21 protein-coding genes are annotated in these 21,557 nt (G+C 66.5%); 13 read left to right on the top strand and 8 right to left on the bottom strand.

From position 1 onward, the window contains the following. Positions 1–15: 15 nt before the first annotated feature. The 6 genes from tsaE to trxA are packed head-to-tail and all read left to right on the top strand — an operon-like array spanning position 16 to position 8,862. Positions 16–504 carry a tRNA (adenosine(37)-N6)-threonylcarbamoyltransferase complex ATPase subunit type 1 TsaE gene (tsaE, locus tag P1U75_RS07870; protein ID WP_300241796.1) on the top strand — a complete coding sequence of 163 codons (489 nt, stop codon included), beginning with the start codon at positions 16–18 and terminating at the stop codon, positions 502–504. Next, a complete protein-coding gene (locus P1U75_RS07865; RefSeq protein WP_300241794.1) occupies positions 497–1,501 on the top strand; it encodes a phosphotransferase in 1,005 nt (334 codons plus the stop codon). Before tsaE ends, P1U75_RS07865 begins: the two co-directional genes overlap by 8 nt. Next, positions 1,498–2,193, top strand: a complete 696-nt coding sequence (locus tag P1U75_RS07860) for a nucleotidyltransferase family protein (RefSeq protein WP_300241791.1) — start codon at positions 1,498–1,500, stop codon at positions 2,191–2,193. Before P1U75_RS07865 ends, P1U75_RS07860 begins: the two co-directional genes overlap by 4 nt. Further along, positions 2,186–5,122, top strand: a complete 2,937-nt coding sequence (addB, locus tag P1U75_RS07855; RefSeq protein ID WP_300241788.1) for a double-strand break repair protein AddB — start codon at positions 2,186–2,188, stop codon at positions 5,120–5,122. Before P1U75_RS07860 ends, addB begins: the two co-directional genes overlap by 8 nt. Next, positions 5,119–8,505, top strand: coding sequence for a double-strand break repair helicase AddA (addA, locus tag P1U75_RS07850; RefSeq protein WP_300241785.1), 3,387 nt, complete (start codon positions 5,119–5,121; stop codon positions 8,503–8,505). The genes addB and addA overlap by 4 nt, the downstream gene beginning before the upstream one ends. A 36-nt stretch (positions 8,506–8,541) precedes the next feature. Then, positions 8,542–8,862 carry a thioredoxin gene (gene trxA, locus P1U75_RS07845; protein ID WP_300241782.1) on the top strand — a complete coding sequence of 107 codons (321 nt, stop codon included), beginning with the start codon at positions 8,542–8,544 and terminating at the stop codon, positions 8,860–8,862. A 63-nt stretch (positions 8,863–8,925) separates the two neighbouring features. On the opposite strand, the gene P1U75_RS07840 is transcribed toward trxA, so the two are convergent. Next, positions 8,926–9,837, bottom strand: coding sequence for a hypothetical protein (locus P1U75_RS07840; RefSeq protein ID WP_300241780.1), 912 nt, complete (start codon positions 9,835–9,837; stop codon positions 8,926–8,928). 105 nt (positions 9,838–9,942) lie between these two features. Here P1U75_RS07840 and hslV point away from each other — a divergent pair, with 105 nt between their 5' ends. The 3 genes from hslV (at position 9,943) to P1U75_RS07825 (ending at position 13,036) form a co-directional block, all read left to right on the top strand. Continuing rightward, entirely contained in the window at positions 9,943–10,500 is a 558-nt protein-coding gene (gene hslV, locus P1U75_RS07835) for an ATP-dependent protease subunit HslV (protein WP_300241776.1), read from the top strand. 55 nt (positions 10,501–10,555) lie between these two features. After that, positions 10,556–11,863: an ATP-dependent protease ATPase subunit HslU gene (gene hslU, locus P1U75_RS07830; RefSeq protein ID WP_300241774.1), complete on the top strand. Its 1,308-nt coding sequence runs from the start codon at positions 10,556–10,558 to the stop codon at positions 11,861–11,863. Between the two features lie 78 nt (positions 11,864–11,941). Then, complete coding sequence (locus P1U75_RS07825; protein WP_300241771.1) at positions 11,942–13,036, top strand: alpha/beta fold hydrolase; 1,095 nt, start codon at positions 11,942–11,944, stop codon at positions 13,034–13,036. 4 nt (positions 13,037–13,040) lie between these two features. Here the strand turns inward: P1U75_RS07825 and P1U75_RS07820 are convergent, their stop codons facing one another. The 3 genes from P1U75_RS07820 to P1U75_RS07810 are packed head-to-tail and all read right to left on the bottom strand — an operon-like array spanning position 13,041 to position 15,330. Further along, complete coding sequence (locus tag P1U75_RS07820; RefSeq protein WP_300241768.1) at positions 13,041–13,631, bottom strand: Smr/MutS family protein; 591 nt, start codon at positions 13,629–13,631, stop codon at positions 13,041–13,043. After that, positions 13,631–14,677, bottom strand: coding sequence for a murein transglycosylase A (locus tag P1U75_RS07815; RefSeq protein ID WP_300241765.1), 1,047 nt, complete (start codon positions 14,675–14,677; stop codon positions 13,631–13,633). The genes P1U75_RS07820 and P1U75_RS07815 overlap by 1 nt, the downstream gene beginning before the upstream one ends. Then, a complete protein-coding gene (locus P1U75_RS07810) occupies positions 14,674–15,330 on the bottom strand; it encodes a Tim44/TimA family putative adaptor protein (protein ID WP_300241762.1) in 657 nt (218 codons plus the stop codon). The genes P1U75_RS07815 and P1U75_RS07810 overlap by 4 nt, the downstream gene beginning before the upstream one ends. Before the next feature lie 108 nt (positions 15,331–15,438). Here P1U75_RS07810 and P1U75_RS07805 point away from each other — a divergent pair, with 108 nt between their 5' ends. Both P1U75_RS07805 and secB read left to right on the top strand, forming a co-directional pair. After that, on the top strand, positions 15,439–15,939 hold the full coding sequence (locus P1U75_RS07805) for an FxsA family protein (protein WP_300241759.1): 501 nt from the start codon (positions 15,439–15,441) through the stop codon (positions 15,937–15,939). Between the two features lie 55 nt (positions 15,940–15,994). Continuing rightward, entirely contained in the window at positions 15,995–16,498 is a 504-nt protein-coding gene (gene secB / locus P1U75_RS07800) for a protein-export chaperone SecB (RefSeq protein ID WP_300241757.1), read from the top strand. Positions 16,499–16,588: 90 nt separating this feature from the next. Here the strand turns inward: secB and dnaQ are convergent, their stop codons facing one another. Genes dnaQ through P1U75_RS07780 form a run of 4 tightly spaced genes read right to left on the bottom strand, consistent with a single transcriptional unit; the run spans position 16,589 to position 19,290 of the window. Then, on the bottom strand, positions 16,589–17,278 hold the full coding sequence (dnaQ, locus tag P1U75_RS07795; protein WP_300241754.1) for a DNA polymerase III subunit epsilon: 690 nt from the start codon (positions 17,276–17,278) through the stop codon (positions 16,589–16,591). Then, positions 17,271–17,864 (bottom strand): dephospho-CoA kinase, encoded by a 594-nt coding sequence (coaE, locus tag P1U75_RS07790; RefSeq protein ID WP_300241752.1) that lies wholly within the window; start codon positions 17,862–17,864, stop codon positions 17,271–17,273. Before coaE ends, dnaQ begins: the two co-directional genes overlap by 8 nt. Beyond that, complete coding sequence (locus tag P1U75_RS07785) at positions 17,861–18,694, bottom strand: shikimate dehydrogenase (RefSeq protein ID WP_300241750.1); 834 nt, start codon at positions 18,692–18,694, stop codon at positions 17,861–17,863. The genes coaE and P1U75_RS07785 overlap by 4 nt, the downstream gene beginning before the upstream one ends. Further along, positions 18,691–19,290, bottom strand: coding sequence for a Maf family nucleotide pyrophosphatase (locus P1U75_RS07780; RefSeq protein WP_300241747.1), 600 nt, complete (start codon positions 19,288–19,290; stop codon positions 18,691–18,693). The genes P1U75_RS07785 and P1U75_RS07780 overlap by 4 nt, the downstream gene beginning before the upstream one ends. 404 nt (positions 19,291–19,694) lie before the next feature. Between P1U75_RS07780 and P1U75_RS07775 the strand changes: the two genes are divergently transcribed. Together P1U75_RS07775 and rho are read left to right on the top strand one after the other, a co-directional pair. Continuing rightward, a complete protein-coding gene (locus P1U75_RS07775) occupies positions 19,695–20,144 on the top strand; it encodes a CopD family protein (RefSeq protein WP_300241744.1) in 450 nt (149 codons plus the stop codon). Between the two features lie 125 nt (positions 20,145–20,269). Then, complete coding sequence (gene rho, locus P1U75_RS07770) at positions 20,270–21,541, top strand: transcription termination factor Rho (protein WP_300241742.1); 1,272 nt, start codon at positions 20,270–20,272, stop codon at positions 21,539–21,541. Positions 21,542–21,557: the final 16 nt, after the last annotated feature.

The raw sequence follows: 21,557 nt of genomic DNA, 5'->3' as shown, positions 1-21,557 counted from the left end.
CGCCATTGTGGCGCCATGATCCGATCGCCGCTATCCGTCACGCTCGACTCGCCCGGGGCGACCGCCCGCCTGGCCCGGCGTCTGGGCGCGCTGCTGCACCCCGGCGATTGCCTGCTGCTTGACGGCCCGATCGGCGCCGGCAAAACCCATTTCGCCCGCGCCCTGATCCAGCCGTTGCTGGAGGTGCCCGAAGATATCCCCTCGCCCACCTTCACCCTGGTGCAGACCTACGAGACCTCCGCCGGTGCGCTCTGGCACGCCGATCTCTACCGGCTCTCCGCCCCCGAGGAGATCGAGGAACTGGGTCTGGCCGAGGCGATGGAACAGGCGATCTGCGTGATCGAATGGCCGGAAAAGCTGGGCCCGCTCACGCCGCAGGACGCCCTGCATATCACCTTTCAGGCCGACGCCACCGACGAAAACCGCCGCCACCTCTCGCTCAGCTGGTCGGCGCCGCGCTGGGCCGGGGTTCTGGACCAACTGGATGACACCCCCGATGACTGATCGCACCGCCCTCGCCGACAGCTTTCTCGCCACCACCGACTGGTCGCAGGCCACCCGGGCGCCGCTGGCCGGCGATGCCTCCAACCGCCGGTACGAGCGGCTGACCGATCCGGCCACCGGGCAGACCGCCGTGCTGATGGACGCCCCGCCCGACAGGGGCGAGGACGTGCGCCCCTTCACCGCCATCGCGCACTACTTGCGCGATCAGGGGTTGAGCGCACCGCAGATCCTCGCCGAAGATGCCGAAACCGGCTTTCTGCTGTTGGAGGACCTGGGCGATGCGCTGTTCGCCCGGGTGCTGGCCGCCGATCCGACCCCCGAGCGCCAGCTCTACGAGGCCGCGACGCAGGTTCTGATCACGCTCTTCGATGCCCCCCTGCCCGATCTGCCCTCCTACGGCCCCCATCTGATGGCCGGGCTGTCCGGCCTTGCCTTCAGCAAGTACCGGATGGGGATCGCGGGCGACGATGGCGGAGCGGCCTTTGCCCGGTTCCTGCCCCGGTTCGAAGATGTCCTGCGCCAGACCACCGGCGGGCGTCAGGTCGTGGCGCTGCGCGACTACCACGCCGAGAACCTGATCTGGCTGCCCGACCGCGCCGGCCCCGCCCGGGTCGGGCTGCTGGATTTCCAGGACGCGATGCTGGGCCACCCCGCCTATGACCTCGTCTCGCTGTTGCAGGACATCCGCCGCGACGTCCCGGCCGGGATCGAGATCGCGATGACGGAACTGTATATTTCTGCCACCGGATTGGACGATCACGCCTTTCGCACCGCCTATGCGGTGCTGGGCGCCCAGCGCAATCTGCGCATCCTCGGGGTCTTTGCCCGGCTCGCCACCGATTACGGCAAGCCGCATTACCTCGCCCTGATCCCGGCAGTCTGGGCGCATCTGCGGCGCGATCTGGATCACCCCGCACTGGCCCCGGTGGCCGAGCTGCTGCTCGAGGCGCTGCCGGCCCCCACCCCCGAGGCGCTGGACAGGCTGAGGCCGGCATGACCGCGCGCCCCGAGGCCGCCATGCTATTCGCCGCCGGGTTCGGCACCCGCATGGGCGATCTGACCCGCGACCGCCCCAAACCGCTGATCGAGGTGGCGGGCCGGCCGCTGATCGACCATGCGCTGGATCTGATTCGCCCGCTGGGCTTGCCCCGCGTGGTGGCGAACCTGCACTACAAGCCCGAGATGCTGCGCGCGCACCTGGAACCGATGGGTATCGCGCTGTCGCAGGAGACGCCGAACATCCTCGATACCGGCGGCGGGTTGCGCGCCGCGCGTTCGCTGCTGGGTCCGGGGCCGGTCTTTACCCTCAATACCGATGCGATCTGGGCCGGGCCCAATCCGCTGGACCTGCTGCGCGCGGGATGGGACACCGCCAGGATGGACGCGCTGCTGATCTGCGTTCCACCAGGGCGGGCGCGGGGCCGCAGCGGCGCGGGCGACTTCGCCATGGAGGCGGACGGGCGCATCGCCCGCGGGCCCGGCCTGATCTACGGCGGCGCGCAGATCATCCGGACCGACCTGCTGGACGAGATCGAGGAAGAGGTGTTCTCGCTCAACCGGGTCTGGGACAGGATGCTGGCGCGCGGGCGCCTGTTCGCGCTGGAATACCCCGGCCACTGGTGCGACGTGGGCCATCCCGGCGGCATCGCTCTGGCCGAAACGCTGCTGGCGGAGGCCGGGAATGTTTGAGCCTGGCCCGACCCCCCGCGTCTTTGCCCTGCCGCCCGGCGTGGATTTCCCGCGCGCACTGGTCGAGGGGCTCTGCGCCCGGCTGGACGGGCAGCCACCCGAGGCGCTGGCCCGGGTGCAACTGGTGGTCAACACCCGCCGCATGGCCCGCCGCGTCCGGGCGATTTTCGACGCCGGTCCGCCGCGCCTGTTGCCGCGCCTGTCGCTGGTCACCGACCTCGGCGAGAGCGGCGCGATGGACCGGCTGCCCCCCGCGATCCCGCCGCTGCGGCGGCGGCTGGAGCTGACCCAGCTGATTTCAAAACTGCTCGACCGTCAGCCCGACCTCGCCGCACGTGCCTCGCTCTACGATCTGGCCGACAGCCTCGCCACCCTGATCGACGAGATGCAGGGCGAGGGGGTGTCGCCGCAGGACATCCGTGCCCTCGACGTCAGCGACCTGTCGGGCCATTGGGCGCGGGCGCAGGCCTTCATCGGGATCGCCGACGATCTGATCGGCAGCGACACGGACGCGCTTGACGCGCAGGCCCGCCAGCGCCGGGTGGTCGAGGGGCTGATCGCCCGCTGGCAGGCGGCACCGCCGGAGCACCCGGTGATCCTGGCCGGCTCCACCGGGTCGCGGGGCACCACCTTGATGCTGATGCAGGCGGTGGCGCGGCTGCCACGGGGCGCGGTCGTGCTGCCCGGCTTTGATTTCGACCAGCCCGACCCGGTATGGCAGGGGCGGGAGCGCGCGCTGACCTCCGAGGATCACCCGCAGTACCGCTTTCGCAAGCTGATGGACGCGCTGGAGATTGCGCCCACGGACATCCGGCGCTGGACCGAGACGCCGCCGCCCGCGCCGGAGCGTAACCGGCTGGTCTCGCTCGCCCTGCGCCCGGCCCCGGTGACCGACGCCTGGATGGCCGAGGGACCGGGGCTGACCGGGCTGGACCGGGCCACCGCCGATCTCACGCTGGTCGAGGCCGCCGGCCCGCGGGACGAGGCGCTGGCGATCGCCCTGCGCCTGCGCGAGGCGGCGGAAACCGGGCAGTCGGCGGCGCTGATCACGCCCGACCGGATGCTGACGCGGCAGGTTGCGGCGGCACTGGAACGCTGGAACATCGTGCCCGACGACAGCGCCGGGCAACCGCTGCACCTGTCGCCGCCGGGCCGGTTCCTGCGCCACGTGGCCGAGCTTTTCGCCGCGCGGCTGACCAGCGAGGCACTGCTGACGCTTCTGAAACACCCGCTGTGCCATGACGGGGCCGGGCGGGGAGACCACCTGCGCCACACCCGCGACCTGGAGCTGGACCTGCGCCGCAACGGCCCTGCCTTTCCCGACGCCGAGGGGCTGGCCCGCTTTGCCGCCCGCCGAGGTGATGCGGCGCTGGCGGGCTGGTGCGACTGGATCGGCGCCTGTTTCCTCGACCCGCCCCGCCCCGGGGCGCGGCCGCTGTCCGATTGGGTCGCCGATTTGCGCGCCCTGGCCGAACGGATCGCCGCCGGCAGCGCGGCCGAGGGCGCCGGCACGCTCTGGCACAGGAACGCCGGGCAGAAGGCGTTGCAGGTGATCGAGGCGCTGGAACGCGAGGCCGGGCACGGCGGCGCGATGACCGCCCGCGACTTTGCCGATCTGCTGGCCGCGCTTCTGCAGGGCGAGGAGGTGCGCGACCGCGACGCCGGTTTCACCGGCATCATGATCTGGGGCACGCTGGAAGCGCGGGTGATGGGTGCCGATCTGCTGATCCTCGGCGGGCTGAACGAGAGCAGCTGGCCCGAGGCCGCGCGCCCCGACCCCTGGCTGAACCGGCAGATGCGCGACCGCGCCGGTCTGTTGCTGCCGGAACGGAGGATCGGGCTTTCGGCGCATGATTTCCAACAGGCGATCGCCGCGCCCGAGGTCTGGCTGACCCGCGCGCAACGCTCGGACGATGCCGAGACCGTGCCGTCGCGCTGGCTGAACCGGCTGACCAACCTGTTGGCGGGCCTGCCGGATAAGGGCGGGCCGCAGGCGCTGGACGACATGCGGGCCCGCGGGCGCACCTACCTGTCCTGGGCCGAGGCGCTGGAACAGGCCAGCCCGGTGCCCCCGGCGCCGCGCCCCTCGCCGCGCCCGCCGGTTGCGGCGCGCCCCGACCGGCTGAACGTCACCGAGATCAAGCGGCTGATCCGCGATCCCTACGCGGTCTATGCCCGGCGGGTGTTGCGCCTCAAACCGCTGGATCCGCTGGTGCAGGAACCCGATCCGCTCTTGCGCGGCACCGTGCTGCACGAGGTATTCGAGCGTTTCGTGCGTGACGACCTTGGCCGCGGTGCCCCACTGAGCCGCGAGGCGCTGCTGACCCGTGCCCGCGAGGTGCTGGAAGAGCATGTGCCCTGGCCCAGCGCCCGCGCGCTCTGGCTGGCGCGGCTGGGCCGGATCGCCGAGGCCTTTCTTGCGGCCGAGGCCGGGCGGCAAGCCAATGCGATCAGCTCCACCTTCGAGCAGACCGGCAAGATGGTGTTGAACCCGCCCGGCGTCACCCTGATCGGGCGCGCCGACCGAATCGACATGGACGCGCGCGGCGCCCTGTTCATCTATGACTACAAGACCGGCGCGCCACCAACCCGCGACCAGCAGGCCAGGTTCGACAAGCAGTTGCTGATCGAAGCAGCGATGGCCGAGCAGGCGGGCTTTGGTGTTCTCGCCCCCGCGCCGGTGTCCGGCGCCGTCTTTATCGGGGTCGGCAGCAGCTACAAGGAGGTGGCCGCGCCGCTGGAGGATGAACCGCCCGCACAGGTGCTGGCAGAGCTGCGCGAACTGCTCACCGCCTATGCCCAGCGCGATCAGGGCTATACCGCGCGCCGGATGCTGTTCAAGGACAGCGACATCGGCGATTACGACCAGCTCGCCCGCTTCGGCGAATGGGACCGCAGCACCACACCCACCCCGGAGGACCTGGAATGAGCCCGCGCAATGAGGCCACCGAGCGCCAGGTGCAGGCGGCGCGGCCCGATGCCTCGACCTGGCTGGCGGCCAACGCCGGCTCGGGCAAGACACGGGTGCTGACCGACCGGGTGGCGCGGCTGTTGCTGGCGGACGTGGAGCCGCAGCACATCCTGTGCCTGACCTATACCAAGGCGGCAGCGAGCGAGATGCAGAACCGCCTGTTCAAACGGCTGGGCGCCTGGGCGATGCTGGGCGACACGGATCTGGAACAGGCGCTGACCGAGCTGGGGGCCGAGGGGGCGATCACGCCCGAACGGCTGGCCCATGCCCGCACGCTGTTCGCCCGCGCGATCGAGACCCCCGGCGGGCTGAAGATCCAGACCATCCATTCGTTCTGCGCCTCGCTGCTGCGCCGCTTCCCGCTCGAGGCCGGGGTCAGCCCGCAATTCGCCGAGATGGAGGATCGCGCCGCCGCCCTGTTGCGCGCCGAGATCGTCGAGGATTTCGCCGATGGGCCGAACGCCGCGCTGATCGCGGCGCTGGCCGAGCGGCTGACCGACAGTGATTTCACCGCGCTGACCGCCGCCGTGACCGGCAAGCGCGCCGGTTTTGCCCAACCGCTGGACAGCGAGGCGCTCTGGGCGCTGTTCGACCTGCCGCCAGGCTACGACGACACCGCCCTGGCGGGCGAGGTATTCCTGGGCGGCGAGGCGGACCTGCTGGGCCAGTTGCGCGCGGTTCTGGCCAGTGGCAAGAGCACCGACCAGAAGGCGGCCGACAAGCTGGCCGCGATCACCGATCCGGGGCTTGCCGACCTGCCGGTGCTGGAGAGTGTCTTTCTCACCGGGGCCAGTGCGAAAGAGCCGTTTTCCGCCAAGTTAGGGTCTTTTCCCACCAAGGATCTGCGCAATGCCCACCCCGATCTGATGGACCGGGTGGAGCCGCTGATGCGACGGGTCGAGGCCGCGCGGTCGCGCCGGCTGGGGCTGGCGGCGGCGCGCAAATCACAGGCGCTGCATGGTTTTGCCGCCGCCTTTCTGCCCGAGTACGAGCGCCGCAAGCAGCTGCGCGGCTGGCTCGATTTCGACGACCTGATCCTGAAGACCCGCCAGTTGCTGAACGATCCCGGCGTGGCGGCCTGGGTGCTCTATCGCCTCGACGGCGGCATCGACCATATCCTGGTGGACGAGGCGCAGGATACCAGCCCCGAACAATGGGACGTGATCGAGAAGTTGGCGCAGGAGTTCACCTCGGGCGTCGGCGCGCGGGCGGATGTGGAGCGCACGATTTTCGTTGTCGGCGACAAGAAACAATCGATCTATTCCTTTCAGGGCGCTGACCCGGATGCGTTCGACCGGATGCAGGCGGAGTTTTCCAAACGGCTCGCGGACACCGGCACGGGGTTGCAGGATCTGACGCTGGAGTTTTCCTTTCGTTCGGCACAGGCGATCCTGCAACTTGTCGATCTGGTGTTCGAGGGCCGGGCCGAGGCCGGGTTCCACAAGGACGCGCTGCACCGGGCCTTCAAATCCGACCTGCCGGGGCGCGTGGACCTTTGGCCGGTGGTGGACAAGGTCGAGGATGGCGACGACGGCGACTGGACCGACCCGGTCGACCGGCCCGGCGCCCGGCATCACAACGTGGTCCTGGCCGAGCGGATCGCGCAGGGCATCAAGCGGATGATCGAAACCGGGGAAACGGTACCGATAGATGGCTCTGACCCGGGGGAATTCCGCCGCCGTCCGGTGCAGGCGGGCGATTTCCTGATCCTGGTGCAGCGGCGCTCGGACCTCTTCGCCGAGATCATCCGCGCCTGCAAATCCGCGCGCCTGCCGATCGCGGGGGCCGACCGGCTCAAGGTCGGGGCCGAGCTTGCGGTCAAGGATCTGGCGGCGCTGCTGCGGTTTCTCGCCACGCCCGAGGACGATCTGTCGCTGGCCACCGTCCTGCGTTCGCCGCTGCTGGGGTGGGGGGAACAGGCGCTGTTCGACCTGGCGCACAGACGGCCCCCGAAAAGCCTGCTTTGGCAGGCCCTGCGCGACCGGGCCGAAGAGTTTCCCGAAACCCTGGCAATGCTGAACGACCTGCGCGACCAGACCGATTTCCTGCGCCCCTATGACCTGATCGAACGGATCCTGACCCGCCACGACGGCCGGCGGCGCCTGCTGGGGCGGCTGGGGGCCGAGGCCGAGGACGGGATCAACGCCTTGCTCAGCCAGGCGCTGGCCTATGAGCGCAGCGCGGTGCCCAGCCTGACCGGATTCCTTGTCTGGATGGAGACCGACGATCTGGAGATCAAGCGCCAGATGGGCAGCGCCGGAAACATGATCCGGGTGATGACGGTGCATGGCGCCAAGGGGCTGGAGGCGCCGATCGTTATCCTGCCCGACACCGGCAAGCGGCGCCCGTCGCCGATGCCCGAGGTGATGATGTCGGGCAACGTGCCGTTGTGGCGGACCGCCGCCGACCAGATGCCGCCGGTGCTGACCCGGGCGCGCGACGCGGCACAGGCCAAGCAAATGTACGAAAGGCTGCGGCTTTTGTACGTCGCGCTGACCCGGGCCGAGAAATGGCTAATCGTCGCTGCCGCCGGCGATTTGGACAAGAACGGCGACAGTTGGTACCAGATGGTGCAAGCGGCGATGGTCCGCGCCGGGGCGGTGCCGGAGGCGTTCGAGGGCGGCTCCGGGCTGCGCTATGCGATGGGCGACTGGACCGCGCCGGAGCTGACCGGGGCTGCGCCGCAGGCAGCCCACGCGGTGCCGCTGCCGGGGTTCCTGACCCAGCCCGCGCCGGAACAGCCCGCGGCACCGGTCACGCTGGGGCCGTCGGAGCTGGGCGGGGCCAAGGCGCTGCCGGGGGACGCGGGGCAGGACGAGGAGGCGGCCAAGGCACGCGGTACGCGGATTCACCTGTTGCTGGAGCATCTGCCCGGCGTGGCGGAACCGGACTGGGCGCTGGCGGCGGACAACCTGCTGGCCGACCTGCCGGAGGAAGACCGCGCGGAGCTTTTGGCCGAGGCGGGGGCGGTGTTGCGAACCCCCGAGCTTGCGCCGGTCTTCGCCCCCGATGCGCTGGCCGAGGTTCCGGTGACCGCGCCGCTGGGCACGCGACGCCTGCACGGGGTGATCGACCGGCTGATCGTGGAACCCGAGCGCGTCCTCGCCGTGGATTTCAAGACTAACGCCACCGTGCCCGCGCACCCCGGGGCGTGCCCCGAGGGGTTGCTGCGGCAAATGGGCGCCTATGCCGCCGCGCTGGCGCTGGTCTATCCCGGCCGACGCATCGAAACCGCCATCCTGTGGACTCGGACCGCGCGGATGATGCCCCTGCCGCACGATCTTGTGACAGCGGCGCTGGCGCGGTCGGGTTGCCTTGACGATGCCGGCGGCGCTGCATAACTTCCCGTCCAAGCCTTTCGCATCAGGAGAATGACCATGGCCACCGTTGCCGTTACCGACGAGACCTTCGATCAGGAGGTGAAACAGTCCGATATCCCCGTCGTGGTGGATTTCTGGGCCGAGTGGTGCGGCCCCTGCAAGCAGATCGGCCCGGCGCTGGAAGAACTGGCGGCCCAGTACGAAGGCAAGATCAAGGTGGCCAAGGTGGACGTGGACACCAACCCCAACACCGCCGCCGCGATGGGCGTGCGCGGCATTCCCGCGCTGTTCATCTTCAAGGACGGCCAGGTGATCTCGAACCGCGCCGGCGCGGCCCCCAAGGCGGCGCTGCAAAGCTGGATCGACGATTCGATCTGATCGCGGTTTTCACGTTGACTTTCAAAGGGGTGCCTCCGGGCGCCCCTTTTTCGTTGCGCAGCGCTAGACCGGCCATCCCGCCCGCAGCAGGGCTTCGCGGATCCTCTCCGGGGCCCCGGGCCGACCGGCGTTGATCGCCATCTTCTGCCAGAACCAGTGCAGGTATCCCGCGTAATCGGGCGCCATGTCCGGTGCCGCGCGCAGGGCTTCCTCCGCCCCCATCCGGGCGGCATCGGCGGCGATGTGGTGGAAATCGCAGCGGGCGAAGAGCACGGCGGGCTTGCCGAAGAAGAACCCGTTGAAGGCGGCGCTGGAGTTCTCGGTGACGGTGAAATCACAGCCCCACAGCCAGCGCTCCATCCCGCCCGTGGCGACGGTCAGGCGGGGGTGATTGCGCTGCATCCGGTCGAGTGCCGCGCGCTCTTTGTCCGAATAGCTCTCCTTCGGGTGCAATCCCGCTATGACCGGAGCGGAGGTGTGGGCCAGGACCGCGTGCAGCATGTCGAGCGGCGCGCAGCCTTGGAACGACCGGTGCTGCAGCAGCCGCCCCTGCAGCGGGACGTAAACATAGCCGTCGCGGCTGACCCGCTCCGGGGCGTCGCCGAACAGGCGCCGCTGCCAGAAGCGATAGAAGCGGTCGGCCTCTTTGCGCGGCACCGCATCGGCGGGAAAACCGGTGCGCGCAACGCGCCAGTCCCAGCGCCGGGCGGAAGGCTCGATCGCCCAGAACGGATAGTGATAGACGCGGCGCAGGGTCAGGGCGCGGTCATGTGTGGGCTCGGCCATGTGAAACAGCGCGTAATCCGGACGCTTGGCCGAGGCGGCGCGCTCTTCTTCCGTATCGGGACGATAGGCGATGGAAAAACCGGCGTCGCGCAGCACCCCGGCGACCAGCGTCAGGAAATTATGCTGCCCGGCCTCGGCGCTCTGGCGCAGGCCGTCCTCGAGATAGAAGGTGACGCGGTGGTCGGTCATGGCGGCACGCTAGTCAGGGGGCGCGGGCAGGGCAAGCGGGACGCGCCGCCCTTGTCTGTCCGCACCGCCCCGTCCATATAGGCAGGCAATGAGCAGGAGGTGCAGATGAGCGAGAATTCCTTTCCCGGCTGGCACGGCACCACCATCATCGGCGTCCGCAAGGGCGGGCAGGTGGTGATCGCGGGCGATGGGCAGGTGTCGCTGGGCGACACCGTAATCAAGGGCACCGCCCGCAAGGTGCGCCGGCTTAGCCCCGGCGGCTTTGACGTGGTGGCCGGGTTCGCCGGATCGACGGCGGATGCCTTTACCCTGCTGGAGCGACTGGAGGCCAAGCTGGAGGCGACACCGGGCCAGTTGCAGCGGGCGGCGGTGGAACTGGCCAAGGACTGGCGCACCGACAAGTACCTGCAAAAGCTCGAGGCGATGCTGATCGTCAGCGACGGGCGCGAGATCTATGTGATCACCGGCGCCGGCGACGTGCTGGAGCCCGAACATGACGTGGCCGCGATCGGCTCGGGCGGAAACTTCGCGCTCGCCGCCGCGCGCGGGATGATGGACAGCGATCTGACCGCCGAGGACGTGGCCCGCAAGGCGATGGCGATCGCGGCGGATATCTGCGTTTACACCAATGGCAAGGTGACGGTGGAGAGCATCGCGGGTTAGCCCGCATGCCATCGCGATCGATCCGCATTTGACCAGTGACATCCGAAGGACAGACATGACCGACCTTACCCCCCGCGAAATCGTTTCCGAGCTGGACCGGTTCATCATCGGACAGGCCGACGCCAAGCGCGCCGTGGCCGTGGCGCTGCGCAACCGTTGGCGGCGCAAGCAGCTCTCCGACGATCTGCGCGACGAGGTGTACCCCAAGAACATCCTGATGATCGGACCCACCGGCGTTGGCAAGACCGAGATCTCGCGCCGGTTGGCACGGCTCGCGCGGGCGCCCTTCATCAAGGTCGAGGCGACCAAGTTCACGGAAGTTGGCTATGTCGGGCGCGACGTGGAGCAGATCGTCCGCGACCTGGTGGACAGCGCCATCGCGCAGACCCGCGAGTGGATGCGCGAAGAGGTCAAGGCCAAAGCGCATCATGCCGCCGAGGACCGGGTGATCGACGCCATCGCCGGCGAGGCGGCACGCGAGGGCACGCGCGAGATGTTCCGCAAGAAGCTCAAGGCCGGGGAGCTGGACGATACCGAGATCGAGCTGGAGCTGGCCGATACCTCGAACCCGATGCCGATGTTCGACATTCCCGGCCAGCCGGGCAGCCAGATGGGCATGATGAACCTGGGCGATATTTTCGGAAAGGCCTTTGGCGGGCGTACCGTGCGCAAGAAGACCACGGTGGCGGAAAGCTACGATCTCCTGATCGGGGAAGAGGCCGACAAGCTGCTGGACGACGAGATGGTGACGCGGGCCGCGCTGGAATCGGTCGAGGAGAACGGCATCGTCTTTCTCGACGAGATCGACAAGGTCTGCGCGCGCCAGGACGTGCGCGGCGGCGACGTGAGCCGCGAGGGCGTGCAGCGCGACCTGCTGCCGCTGATCGAGGGCACCACGGTTTCCACCAAGCACGGGCCGGTCAGGACCGACCATATCCTGTTCATCGCCTCGGGCGCCTTTCACATCGCCAAGCCGTCGGACCTGTTGCCGGAATTGCAGGGCCGTTTGCCGATCCGGGTGGAGTTGCGGGCGCTGACCGAGGGCGATTTCGTGCGCATCCTGACCGAGACTGACAATGCGCTGACCCGGCAATATACCGCGCTGATGGGCACCGAAGAGGTGACGGTGGATTTCACCGAGGACGGGATCGCGGCGCTGGCCAAGATCGCGGCCGATGTGAACCAGTCGGTCGAGAACATCGGCGCGCGGCGGCTTTACACGGTGATGGAGCGGGTGTTCGAGGAGCTGTCCTTTTCAGCCCCCGACCGCGCCGGCGACAAGGTGACCGTGGATGCCGGTTTCGTCGAGAAGAACCTGGGCGAACTGACCCGCTCGGCCGACATGAGCCGTTACGTTCTCTAGACCCCGCGTCATCGCCCGCTATCCTGCGGTTGGACTGGCCTGAAACGAGAGCGGGGATTCGCGGTGCACCGAAGACAGATGTTGATGCTGACCGCGGCGGCCGGGGTTTCGGCCTGTTCCGACAGGTTCCATGCGCCGCTGGTGCCGCGGGCGGCGGATGTGGGGGTCATACGGCCCGTCTTTACCGCCACCAACCGGGTGCCGGAGCCGGGCGGCTGGTTCACCACCCAGCGGTCGGACCGGATGAGTTACATGGAGCTGGGCGTGTCGATCCCGCCAACCCATCGAAAGGGGCGGATCCGCAACGGCTATGATCGCCCGAACCCGCAGACCGATTTCACAATCGCCAGCCGCGCCGATATAGACGGGCGTACGGCATTTCGCGCCGCACTGGCGCGGGCGCTGCGCGCGGCGCCGCCCGACCGGCGCGAGATCGCGCTTTACATCCACGGCTACAACAACAGCTTTTTCGACGGGGTGTTCCGCACCGCGCAGGTCGTACACGATTTTGACGTGCCGGCGGTGCCTGTGCATTTTTCCTGGCCCAGCGCCACCCATCCGCTGGGCTACACCTATGACCGCGACAGCGTTCTGGTGTCGCGCGATGCGCTGGAACAGCTGTTGCACGATCTGCGCGCGGCCGGACCCCGGCGGATCATCATCATCGCGCATTCGCTGGGCTCGATGCTGGTGATGGAGACGCTGCGCCAGATCGAGATCGCCGATCCCGGCTGGACCAGGCGCGCACTGGGCGGCGTCGTGCTTATCTCGCCCGATCTGGACGTGGAATTGTTCCGCAAGCAGGCGACACGGTTCCACGACCTGCCACGACCGTTTGCCATCATCACCTCGAAAAACGACAAGGCGCTGGCGCTGTCGGCCCGGATCAACGGGGCCACGGCGCGGCTGGGCAACCTGACCGACCCGGGGGCGCTGGGGGATTTCCCGGTGACAATCGTGGATGTCTCGGAGTTCAGCAAAAGTGGCGTCAATCATTTCACCTTCGGCACGTCTCCGGCGCTGATTTCCCTGATCAACAACAGCGAGACGATGAAGGACGCCTTTCAGTCGGATCGCTCGGCGCGGTCAGGGTTGTTGCCCGGTACGGTCCTGACGGTGCGCAACGCGACCCAGATGATCCTGTCGCCCGACCTGCTGTTGACCAAGATGTGACGCCTCAGCGCGGCCTGCGCAGATAGACGTAATAGGCCCCCTCGCCGCCATGGCTGAGGTGCGCCGGGGTGATCTGCAGCACCGCCTGCGCCAGCGGCGGCATCGACAGCCATTGCGGGACGTGGTGCCGGAGCACGCCGCGCGGGATCGGGATCGGTCCGGGATCGACGCTCCGCTTGCCCTTTCCGGTGATCACCAGAACCAGCCGCCGCCCGGCGGCCTGCGACGACAGGATGAACTGGGTCAGGGCGGGATGCGCGCGGTCCAACCGCATCCCGTGCAGGTCGATCCGCGCCTCGGGCCTGAGCTTGCCGCGTTTCATGCGGGTAAAAGCCTTGCGATCCATCTTGACCGGGGCGGTCGAGAGGTGCTCGGCCATCGACGGTTTCAGATCGTGGCGGGCGGCGGCGGGCCTGGCCCCCTGTCCGAGGCGAAACGGCGCGATGCCGGGTTTGTCGGGGCGCTTCAGCGGTTTCGGTTTCGCGGCGGGTGGCGGCAGGGCGGTTTCGGACCGTTTGGGATGCAGCCGTTCGGCCTGATCCGTGACCCGGCGCCAAAGCTCAAGCTCTTCCTCGCTGAGTTTGCGCCGCGCCATCACGCGCCATCCGGCAACAGTGCATAGGCCCGCTGGATCGGCAGCAACACGATCATGCGGCCCGGGTCGCGCATCCGTCCGGCCGCCTGACCGGCGGCGGCGCCGGTGCCGAAAAAGATATCGGCCCGCTGTGCGCCCTTGATCGCCGAGCCGGTATCCTGCGCCACCATAAGCCGCCGCATCTTGCCGGCGCCGTCCTTTTCCAGCCAGACCGGCGCGCCCAGTGGTACATAGGCGGGGTCGACCGCGATACTGCGCAGCGGGGTGATCGGGCGGTTCATCGCGCCCAGCGGCCCGAGGTGATCGCCGACATGGCCGACTTCACGGAAAAACACGTAAGAGGGGTTGTGATAAAGCAGCTCTTCGCCGGCCTCGGGGTTGCGGCGGACCCAGTTCTTGATGACCTGGGCGCTGACCTGATGGGCGTTGTAGATCCCCCGTCGCACCAGTTCGACCCCGATGGAGCGATAGGAATGACCGTTCGATCCGCCATAGCCGACGCGCAGGGTCTGTCCGTCGGGCAGGCGGATCCGGCCCGAGCCCTGGATCTGGAGAAAGAACAGCTCGACCGGGTCATCGACCCAGGCAATCTCGAGTCCACGGTTTTCCATCACGCCGCTGGTCAGAATCTCGCGCCGGGACAACCAGGTGGATGTACGGCGCGCCTCGGGCGGCGTCTTGTAGAGAGGATATCGAAACCGCGCGCCGGGATGCCGCGCGCCGTCCAGCTCGGGTTCATAATACCCGGTGAAAAGCGGGTCCGCCCCGTCGCGGATCAGCACCGGGCGAAAGAACAGTTCGAAGAACGCGCGCGCGCTTTGTGCGCTCTGCTGCTGGGCCAGCGCACAGAGGCTGCGCCAGTCCGGGTCGTCCATGTCCGGACAGGTTTCCAGAAAGACCTCGAGCGCGGCGGCGTGATTGTCTTTCTCCCAGCCGTCGAGGCGGCTGAAGTCCAGGATTTCATGCTCGGGCTCTGCCCCGACCCCGGGAGGGGCGGCCATCAGAAGGGCCCCCGCCACCACGACTGTGCGGAGCGCGGCAATCATCCGTCCGTGGCGACAAGCAGCCAGTTGGGATCGGCGCTGCCCATGGTCCGGCCGAAGGTCCAGCTGTCTTTCTGACGCTTGACCGTGGTGGGGCTGCCTTCGACGATGTCGCCGCCGCGATCGCGTACGACCGATGTCAATTCGCCGACAAACCGCATGGTGATCTCTGCCAGGTTGGTGTCCTTGTCGAATCGCACGTCGGCAATCGCGGTTTCCCGCACTCCGATGAATTCCGCCTCGATTTTCAGGCCCTGATCCTCGCGCGCGGAGACGCCGGCGACAAAGGTTTCGAACACGTCCTCGGCCAGAAACGGCTGAATCTCGTCGAGATTGCCCAGCTCGTAGCCCATCAGGATCATTTCGTAGGCACCGCGCGCGCCCTGAACGAACTCTGTCACAGAGAACGCAGGTTCCACCCGTTTCATCTCGGTCAGCGCCTGCGCCTGCGGGCTGTCCTCGGCGACATGGTCGGTGATATCGCGGTCGGGGCCGCCGTCGATCACTTCGAAATCGGGCCGCGACCGCTTGTCGGCCTGCTGCGGCGTCGGCGGTTTTTCAAAGCCTTCGCGCGACCCCAACACGTTTTTCAGGCGCAGGATCAGGAAAATGGCGATGCCGGCCAGCACCAGAAGCTGGATCAAAGGTGAATTCATTTGGTCCTCGTATCAGGCGTCGGGCTTTGTAAGATCGCCCCTTGGCCCCTATGTAGGTGAGGGGCAGGGGTTAGTCCACTGTTCCGGACATCCCAAAGGAGCCGCGCGATGTATCTGTTTCTGGCCTTTCTGGCTGTTCCCCTGATCGAAATCGCCCTGTTCATCCAGGTGGGCGGGCTGATCGGGCTGTGGCCGACGCTCGCGGTGGTGGTTCTGACCGCCATGCTGGGCACATGGCTGGTGCGCACGCAGGGGCGGACCGCCCTGGGGCAGTTGCAGCGCGCATTCTCGGAGTTGAACGATCCGACCGAACCGCTGGCCCATGGCGCGATGATCCTGGTCGCCGGCGCGCTGTTGCTGACGCCCGGATTCTTCACCGACGCGCTGGGCTTTGCGCTGTTGATGCCGCCGGTTCGGGTCGCGGTGTTTCGCCATCTGCGCCGCCGCGTCACGGTGGCGCGGTTCGACATGGGCGGCTCTGCCGGGTTTCGCCCCGGCGGGCACGGCGACGTTGTCGACGGGGATTATACCGAGGTCGATCCAGCAGGGCGCCCCCGCCGCCCCGGACAGCCGCCCTCGGGCTGGGTCGAGGGGCCGGAGCGCCATTGAGCAATGCCGGATGAGGTGCTAAGCAGCGCCGAACGCGAGAGTCAGGAGATATCCGATGTCCGACAAGCCGGAAAGCAACGGCGCCGAGGCGCAACAGGCGCCACAGGTCCAGATGAAGGTTCTGGGCCAGTTCGTCCGCGACCTGTCCTTTGAGAACGTGATGGCGCAAAAAGGCGCCTCGGGCGAAGTGCAGCCCGACATCAGTGTTCGGGTGAACATGGACGCGAAAAAACGCAAGCCTGACAACCAGTACGAGGTGATGATCAAGCTGAACGTCGAGTCCAAGGCCAAGGGCATGGACGACGTTCTGTTCCTGATGGAAGTCGAGTATGTCGGCATCTTCCATGTTGCCGGGGTGCCGGACGAACAACTGCATCCCTTCCTTCTGATCGAATGCCCGCGAATGCTGTTCCCCTTCCTGCGCCGGATCGTCAGCGACGTGACCCGCGATGGCGGCTTCCCGTCGCTGAACCTGGACACCATCGATTTCGTCGCGCTCTATCGCAGCGAATTGGAGCGTCGGAAGGCGGCTCAGGGCGCGGCTCCGGCCACTGCCTGAGCCACGACGCCCACGAAATGACCAAGGCCGCGATCCCCGGATCGCGGCCTTTTTCGTTGCGTCAGGGTCCGGGGTTGCGCGACGGTCGGATCACCCCTGTCGCCACAGCGCATTGTCCCCCAGCTTTTCGACAAAGGCATCGTGCGCCGCCTGTTCCTGCGCACTGATCCGACCAGGAAGGGCGGCGGGGCGCGGCCTTGGTCGCCAGGCTTCGTCGACGGCCGCAGTACCGCGCTGACCCTGATCCGCCTGCAATCCGAAATCCGGTTGGCGCCCGCCAATCAGCTCCAGGTAAACCTCGGCCAGAATCTCGGAATCGAGCAGGGCGCCGTGCAATGTCCGCGCCGAATTGTCGATGGCAAAGCGTCTGCAAAGCGCGTCGAGTGACACCTGCGCGCCGGGAAACTTCTTGCGTGCGATGGCCAGTGTGTCCACCGCCTGCTCCCACGGCAGTTCCGGCAACCCCATCCATTGCAGCTCCGCGTTCAGGAACTTCATGTCAAAGCTGGCGTTGTGGATCACCAGCTTGGCGTCGCCGATGAAATCGAGAAACGCCTGCCCGATCTGCTTGAAGACCGGCTTGTTGCTCAGGAAATCGATGCTCAGCCCGTGCACCTTGAACGCCTCTTCGGGCATGTCGCGTTCGGGGTTGATATACTGGTGATAGGTATTGCCGGTGACCATATGATTATAGAGCTCGACCGCGCCGATCTCGACGATGCGGTCGCCGGTTTTCGGGTCCAGCCCGGTGGTCTCGGTGTCGAGTACGATCTCACGCATGGTTCATCCCTGCCCTGATGTCTGCCACGATCCGCCGCACCTGATCGCGCGCATGGTCGATCGGGTCGGTGATGATCACATAGTCCGCCCGGGCGCGTTTTTCTTCGTCGGGCATCTGTTTTTCCCGGATCTGGTGGAATTGCGCGAGCGTCATGGTGCCGCGCTCCATCACCCTTTCCTGCTGCACCTCGGGCGGGGCGGATACGGTGACGGTGGCGTCCATCGCCGCCGCGCCGCCGCCCTCGAACAAGAGCGGAATGTCGAAAACGAGGATATCGGCACGCGCATCGGCCCGGAACCTCTCGCGATCCTCGGCCACCAGAGGGTGCACGATCCGTTCGATCCGCCTCAGCGCAGCGGGATCGGCCCCGATGATGCGCTTGAGAACCTCGCGGCTGACTGCACCCTCGACAATCGCCTCGGGAAAGGCGGCGCGCATCGGCTCCACCGCCGCGCCGCCGGGGGCGTAAAGGCGATGCACGGCGGCGTCCGCATCCCAGACCGCGCAGCCTTCGTCGGCGAAGAGCTTTGCGGTGGTGCTCTTGCCCATTCCGATCGACCCGGTCAGTCCCAGCGCAAAGCTCATGCCTGGACCGCCGCGCGAGTGGCCTCGTCAACCTCCGGGCGTTGCCCGAACCAGCGCTCGAACCCCGGAACCGCCTGGTAGATCAACATACCCAGCCCGTCCACCGCCGTTGCACCCGCCTCTTCCGCGACCTGAAGAAGGCGTGTTTTCAACGGGTTGTAGACAAGATCGGTGACAACGGTCTGCGGCCCGATACCGTCGAGCGGCACCCGCAGCTCGGGCTTGCCGAGCATGCCCAGCGAGGTCGTATTCACCACCAGCGCAGCGTCCTCTATGATGTTGCCGGCCTGCACCCAGTCGATCACGCGCACCCGTTGGCCGAAATCCTGTTTCAGCTTTTCCGCCCGCACCCGAGTGCGGTTGGTCAACAGGATCTCCGGCACACCTGCGTCGATCAGCGCCGAGATCACGGCGCGGGCCGCACCGCCCGCCCCAAGCACCGCCGCGGGCCCGGCGGCCGGATCCCATCCCGGCGCGCCACGACGGAGGTTTTCCATGAATCCGTAGCCATCGGTGTTATCGGCGTGAATGCTGCCGTCGGGCCGGAAGATCAACGTGTTTGCCGCCCCGATCAGCGTGGCCCGGTCGGTGACCTGATCCGCCAGCATGATCACCTTTTCCTTGTGCGGAATCGTGACGTTGATGCCGACGAACCCCATCTTCGGCAGGGCCCCGAGCACCTGTTCCAGATCCTCGGCGCGGACCTCCATCGGGATGTAATGCCCCGCGATCCCGTAGGTCGTGAGCCAATGCCGGTGCAGGCGCGGCGATTTTGAATGCGCAATGGGGGTGCCGATCACCCCCGCCAGCGGAATCCGCGTATCCGTCATGCGTCTATCTCCCCCCGAAGCATCAGGAAATTGAGCAATTCCAACAATGGCATACCCAAAACCGTAAAGTAATCCCCGTCAATGGCGGTGAACAGGCGCACCCCCTCTTCCTCGAGCTTGTATGCCCCGACCGAGTGGCGGATGCTGTCCCAGTTGCGGGCGACGTAACCCTGCAGATAGGAATCGCTTGCCTCGCGCATGGTCAGGCGAACCTGGCCGACGTGACGCCATTCGGGCCGCCCGTCGCGACAGATCACCGCCGCCGACAGCAGCTTGTGCCGCCTGCCGCGCATCCGGCGCAACTGATCCAGCGCCTCTTCGGGGGTTTCCGGTTTCGACAGCAGTGATCCCTCGAAATCAAGCACCTGATCGCAACCGATCACCATGGCGCCGGGCATCCGTTCGCTGATCTTGCGGGCCTTGAGTTCGGCCAGCGTGTCGGCGATGTCGCGCGGCGCGGCGGCCTCGGACATCAGCGCAGCCTTGACCGCATCCTCGTCGATGCGCGGGGAAATCGCCTCGACCTGCACCCCGGCTTTGCGAAGCAGGGTGGCGCGGACCTCGGAGCCAGAGGCAAGAATGATCGGGACAGACATGTGGAAAACTCCGGTATCGGGGGGCGGACGATCCCTGATGGTTTCTAGGTTATCCGTCTGTGGGTGCAAGACCCCATGATTTCGGGCGACTTGTTCCCGTCCGTGCCGAAATCCTCCCGGCTGGATAAGGATAACCCATGCGCACGGGAGAACCCCTGTTCTCTGGATTTCTCCCGGAGTTATCCCCAAAGGTTACCGCGCCGTATTCATTTTAAGATATTGATTTATATTTAAATTCCCGCCGTCTGTCAGAAAATCGCGGGAAACTGTCCCAAGCTGTCCCCATGGTGGACAACATCCGGGACAAGACGATAATCCACCGTTTCCGGCGTCCCTACCTCATCATCATCCTTTCTTCTTTTCTTTCTTATTATTAGGAGAGAGGAAACTGCGCGGGAAACCAAATGTCCGACCTGTTGATCACGCTGTACCCTTGGACCAAGTCGATTCATATCATGGCCGTGCTGTCCTGGATGGCCGGGCTGTTCTACCTGCCGAGGCTGTTTGTCTATCACATAGAAAAGGCGCAGTCGGTCACCGATGCGCCGGCGATCTTCCTGGTGATGGAGGAAAAGCTGTTTCGCTACATCATGCATCCCGCGATGATCGCGACCTGGATCATGGGGCTTTTGCTGGTGGTAACACCTGGGATCGTCGACTGGAGCTGGATCTGGCCCTGGACCAAGGGGGCGGCGGTGATTGCGATGACCTGGTTTCATTTCTGGCTGGATTGGCGCCGCAAGGATTTCCTTGCCGGCCGGAACAAGCTGAGCGGGCGGCAATTTCGCATGATGAACGAGGTCCCGACACTGTTGATGGTGGTGATCGTGATCTCGGTGGTTGTGAAGTTCTGATCGGGATTTGACTCGGTCACGCCGCTTCATTATGTAATCCGGCAACGCGCCCGTCCGGGCGATGTCTCTTCCTGTCCATTTGAAAAGTGCCCCGCGATCATTCGGGGGCCAAGGGCCGTATCATCATGACCGTCGAATCCCTCACCCTGTCCGATCTCAAGGCAAAAAGCCCCAAGGACCTTCTGTCCATGGCCGAGGACCTGGAGATCGAGAACGCCTCGACCATGCGCAAGGGCGAGATGATGTTCCAGATCCTGCGCGAACGCGCGGACGAGGGATGGGAGATTTTTGGCGATGGTGTGCTCGAGGTGTTGCAGGATGGGTTCGGTTTCCTGCGCTCGCCCGAGGCGAACTATCTTCCCGGTCCGGATGACATCTATGTGTCGCCCGAGATGATCCGGCAATACAGCCTGCGCACCGGCGATACCGTGGACGGGCAGATGAAGGCGCCGCTGGACAATGAGCGGTACTTCGCGCTGACCAATGTCACCACGATCAACTTTGAAGACCCCGAGAAGGCCCGCCACAAGATCGCATTCGACAACCTAACGCCACTTTATCCCGATGAACGGTTGAAGATGGAGGTCGAGGATCCGACGATCAAGGACCGGACCGCACGGATCATCGACCTGGTCGCCCCGATCGGCAAGGGCCAGCGGTCGCTGATCGTGGCGCCGCCGCGGACCGGTAAGACGGTGATTCTGCAGAACATTGCCAACTCGATCGAAAAGAACCATCCGGAATGCTACCTCATCGTGCTGCTGATCGACGAGCGGCCGGAGGAGGTGACCGACATGCAGCGCTCGGTCAAGGGCGAGGTTGTTTCTTCGACCTTCGACGAACCGGCGACGCGGCACGTTGCGGTGTCGGAAATGGTGATCGAAAAGGCCAAGCGTCTGGTCGAGCATAAGCGAGATGTTGTTATACTTCTGGATTCGATCACAAGACTTGGTAGGGCCTTTAATACCGTGGTGCCCTCCTCGGGCAAGGTTCTGACCGGTGGTGTGGATGCGAATGCGCTGCAGCGGCCGAAACGGTTCTTTGGTGCCGCGCGGAACATCGAAGAGGGTGGATCGCTCACCATCATCGCCACGGCGCTGATCGACACCGGCAGCCGGATGGACGAGGTGATCTTCGAAGAGTTCAAGGGTACCGGCAACTCCGAGCTGGTTCTGGATCGCAAGATCGCGGACAAGCGTGTGTTCCCGGCCATCGACATCCTGAAATCCGGCACAAGAAAAGAGGACCTGCTGATCGACAAGGGCGATCTGCAGAAAACCTTTGTCCTGCGTCGTATCCTGAACCCGATGGGCACCACCGACGCCATTGAATTCCTGCTGTCGAAGCTCAAGCAGACCAAGACGAACTCCGAGTTCTTCGATTCCATGAACACCTGAGCGCGGGTTTCCCGCG

The organism is Antarcticimicrobium sp., assembly GCF_029212575.1.
Taxonomy (GTDB): domain Bacteria; phylum Pseudomonadota; class Alphaproteobacteria; order Rhodobacterales; family Rhodobacteraceae; genus Antarcticimicrobium.
The sequence above is the reverse complement of the archived record's forward strand: the minus strand, read 5'-3'. Positions and strand labels throughout refer to the sequence as shown.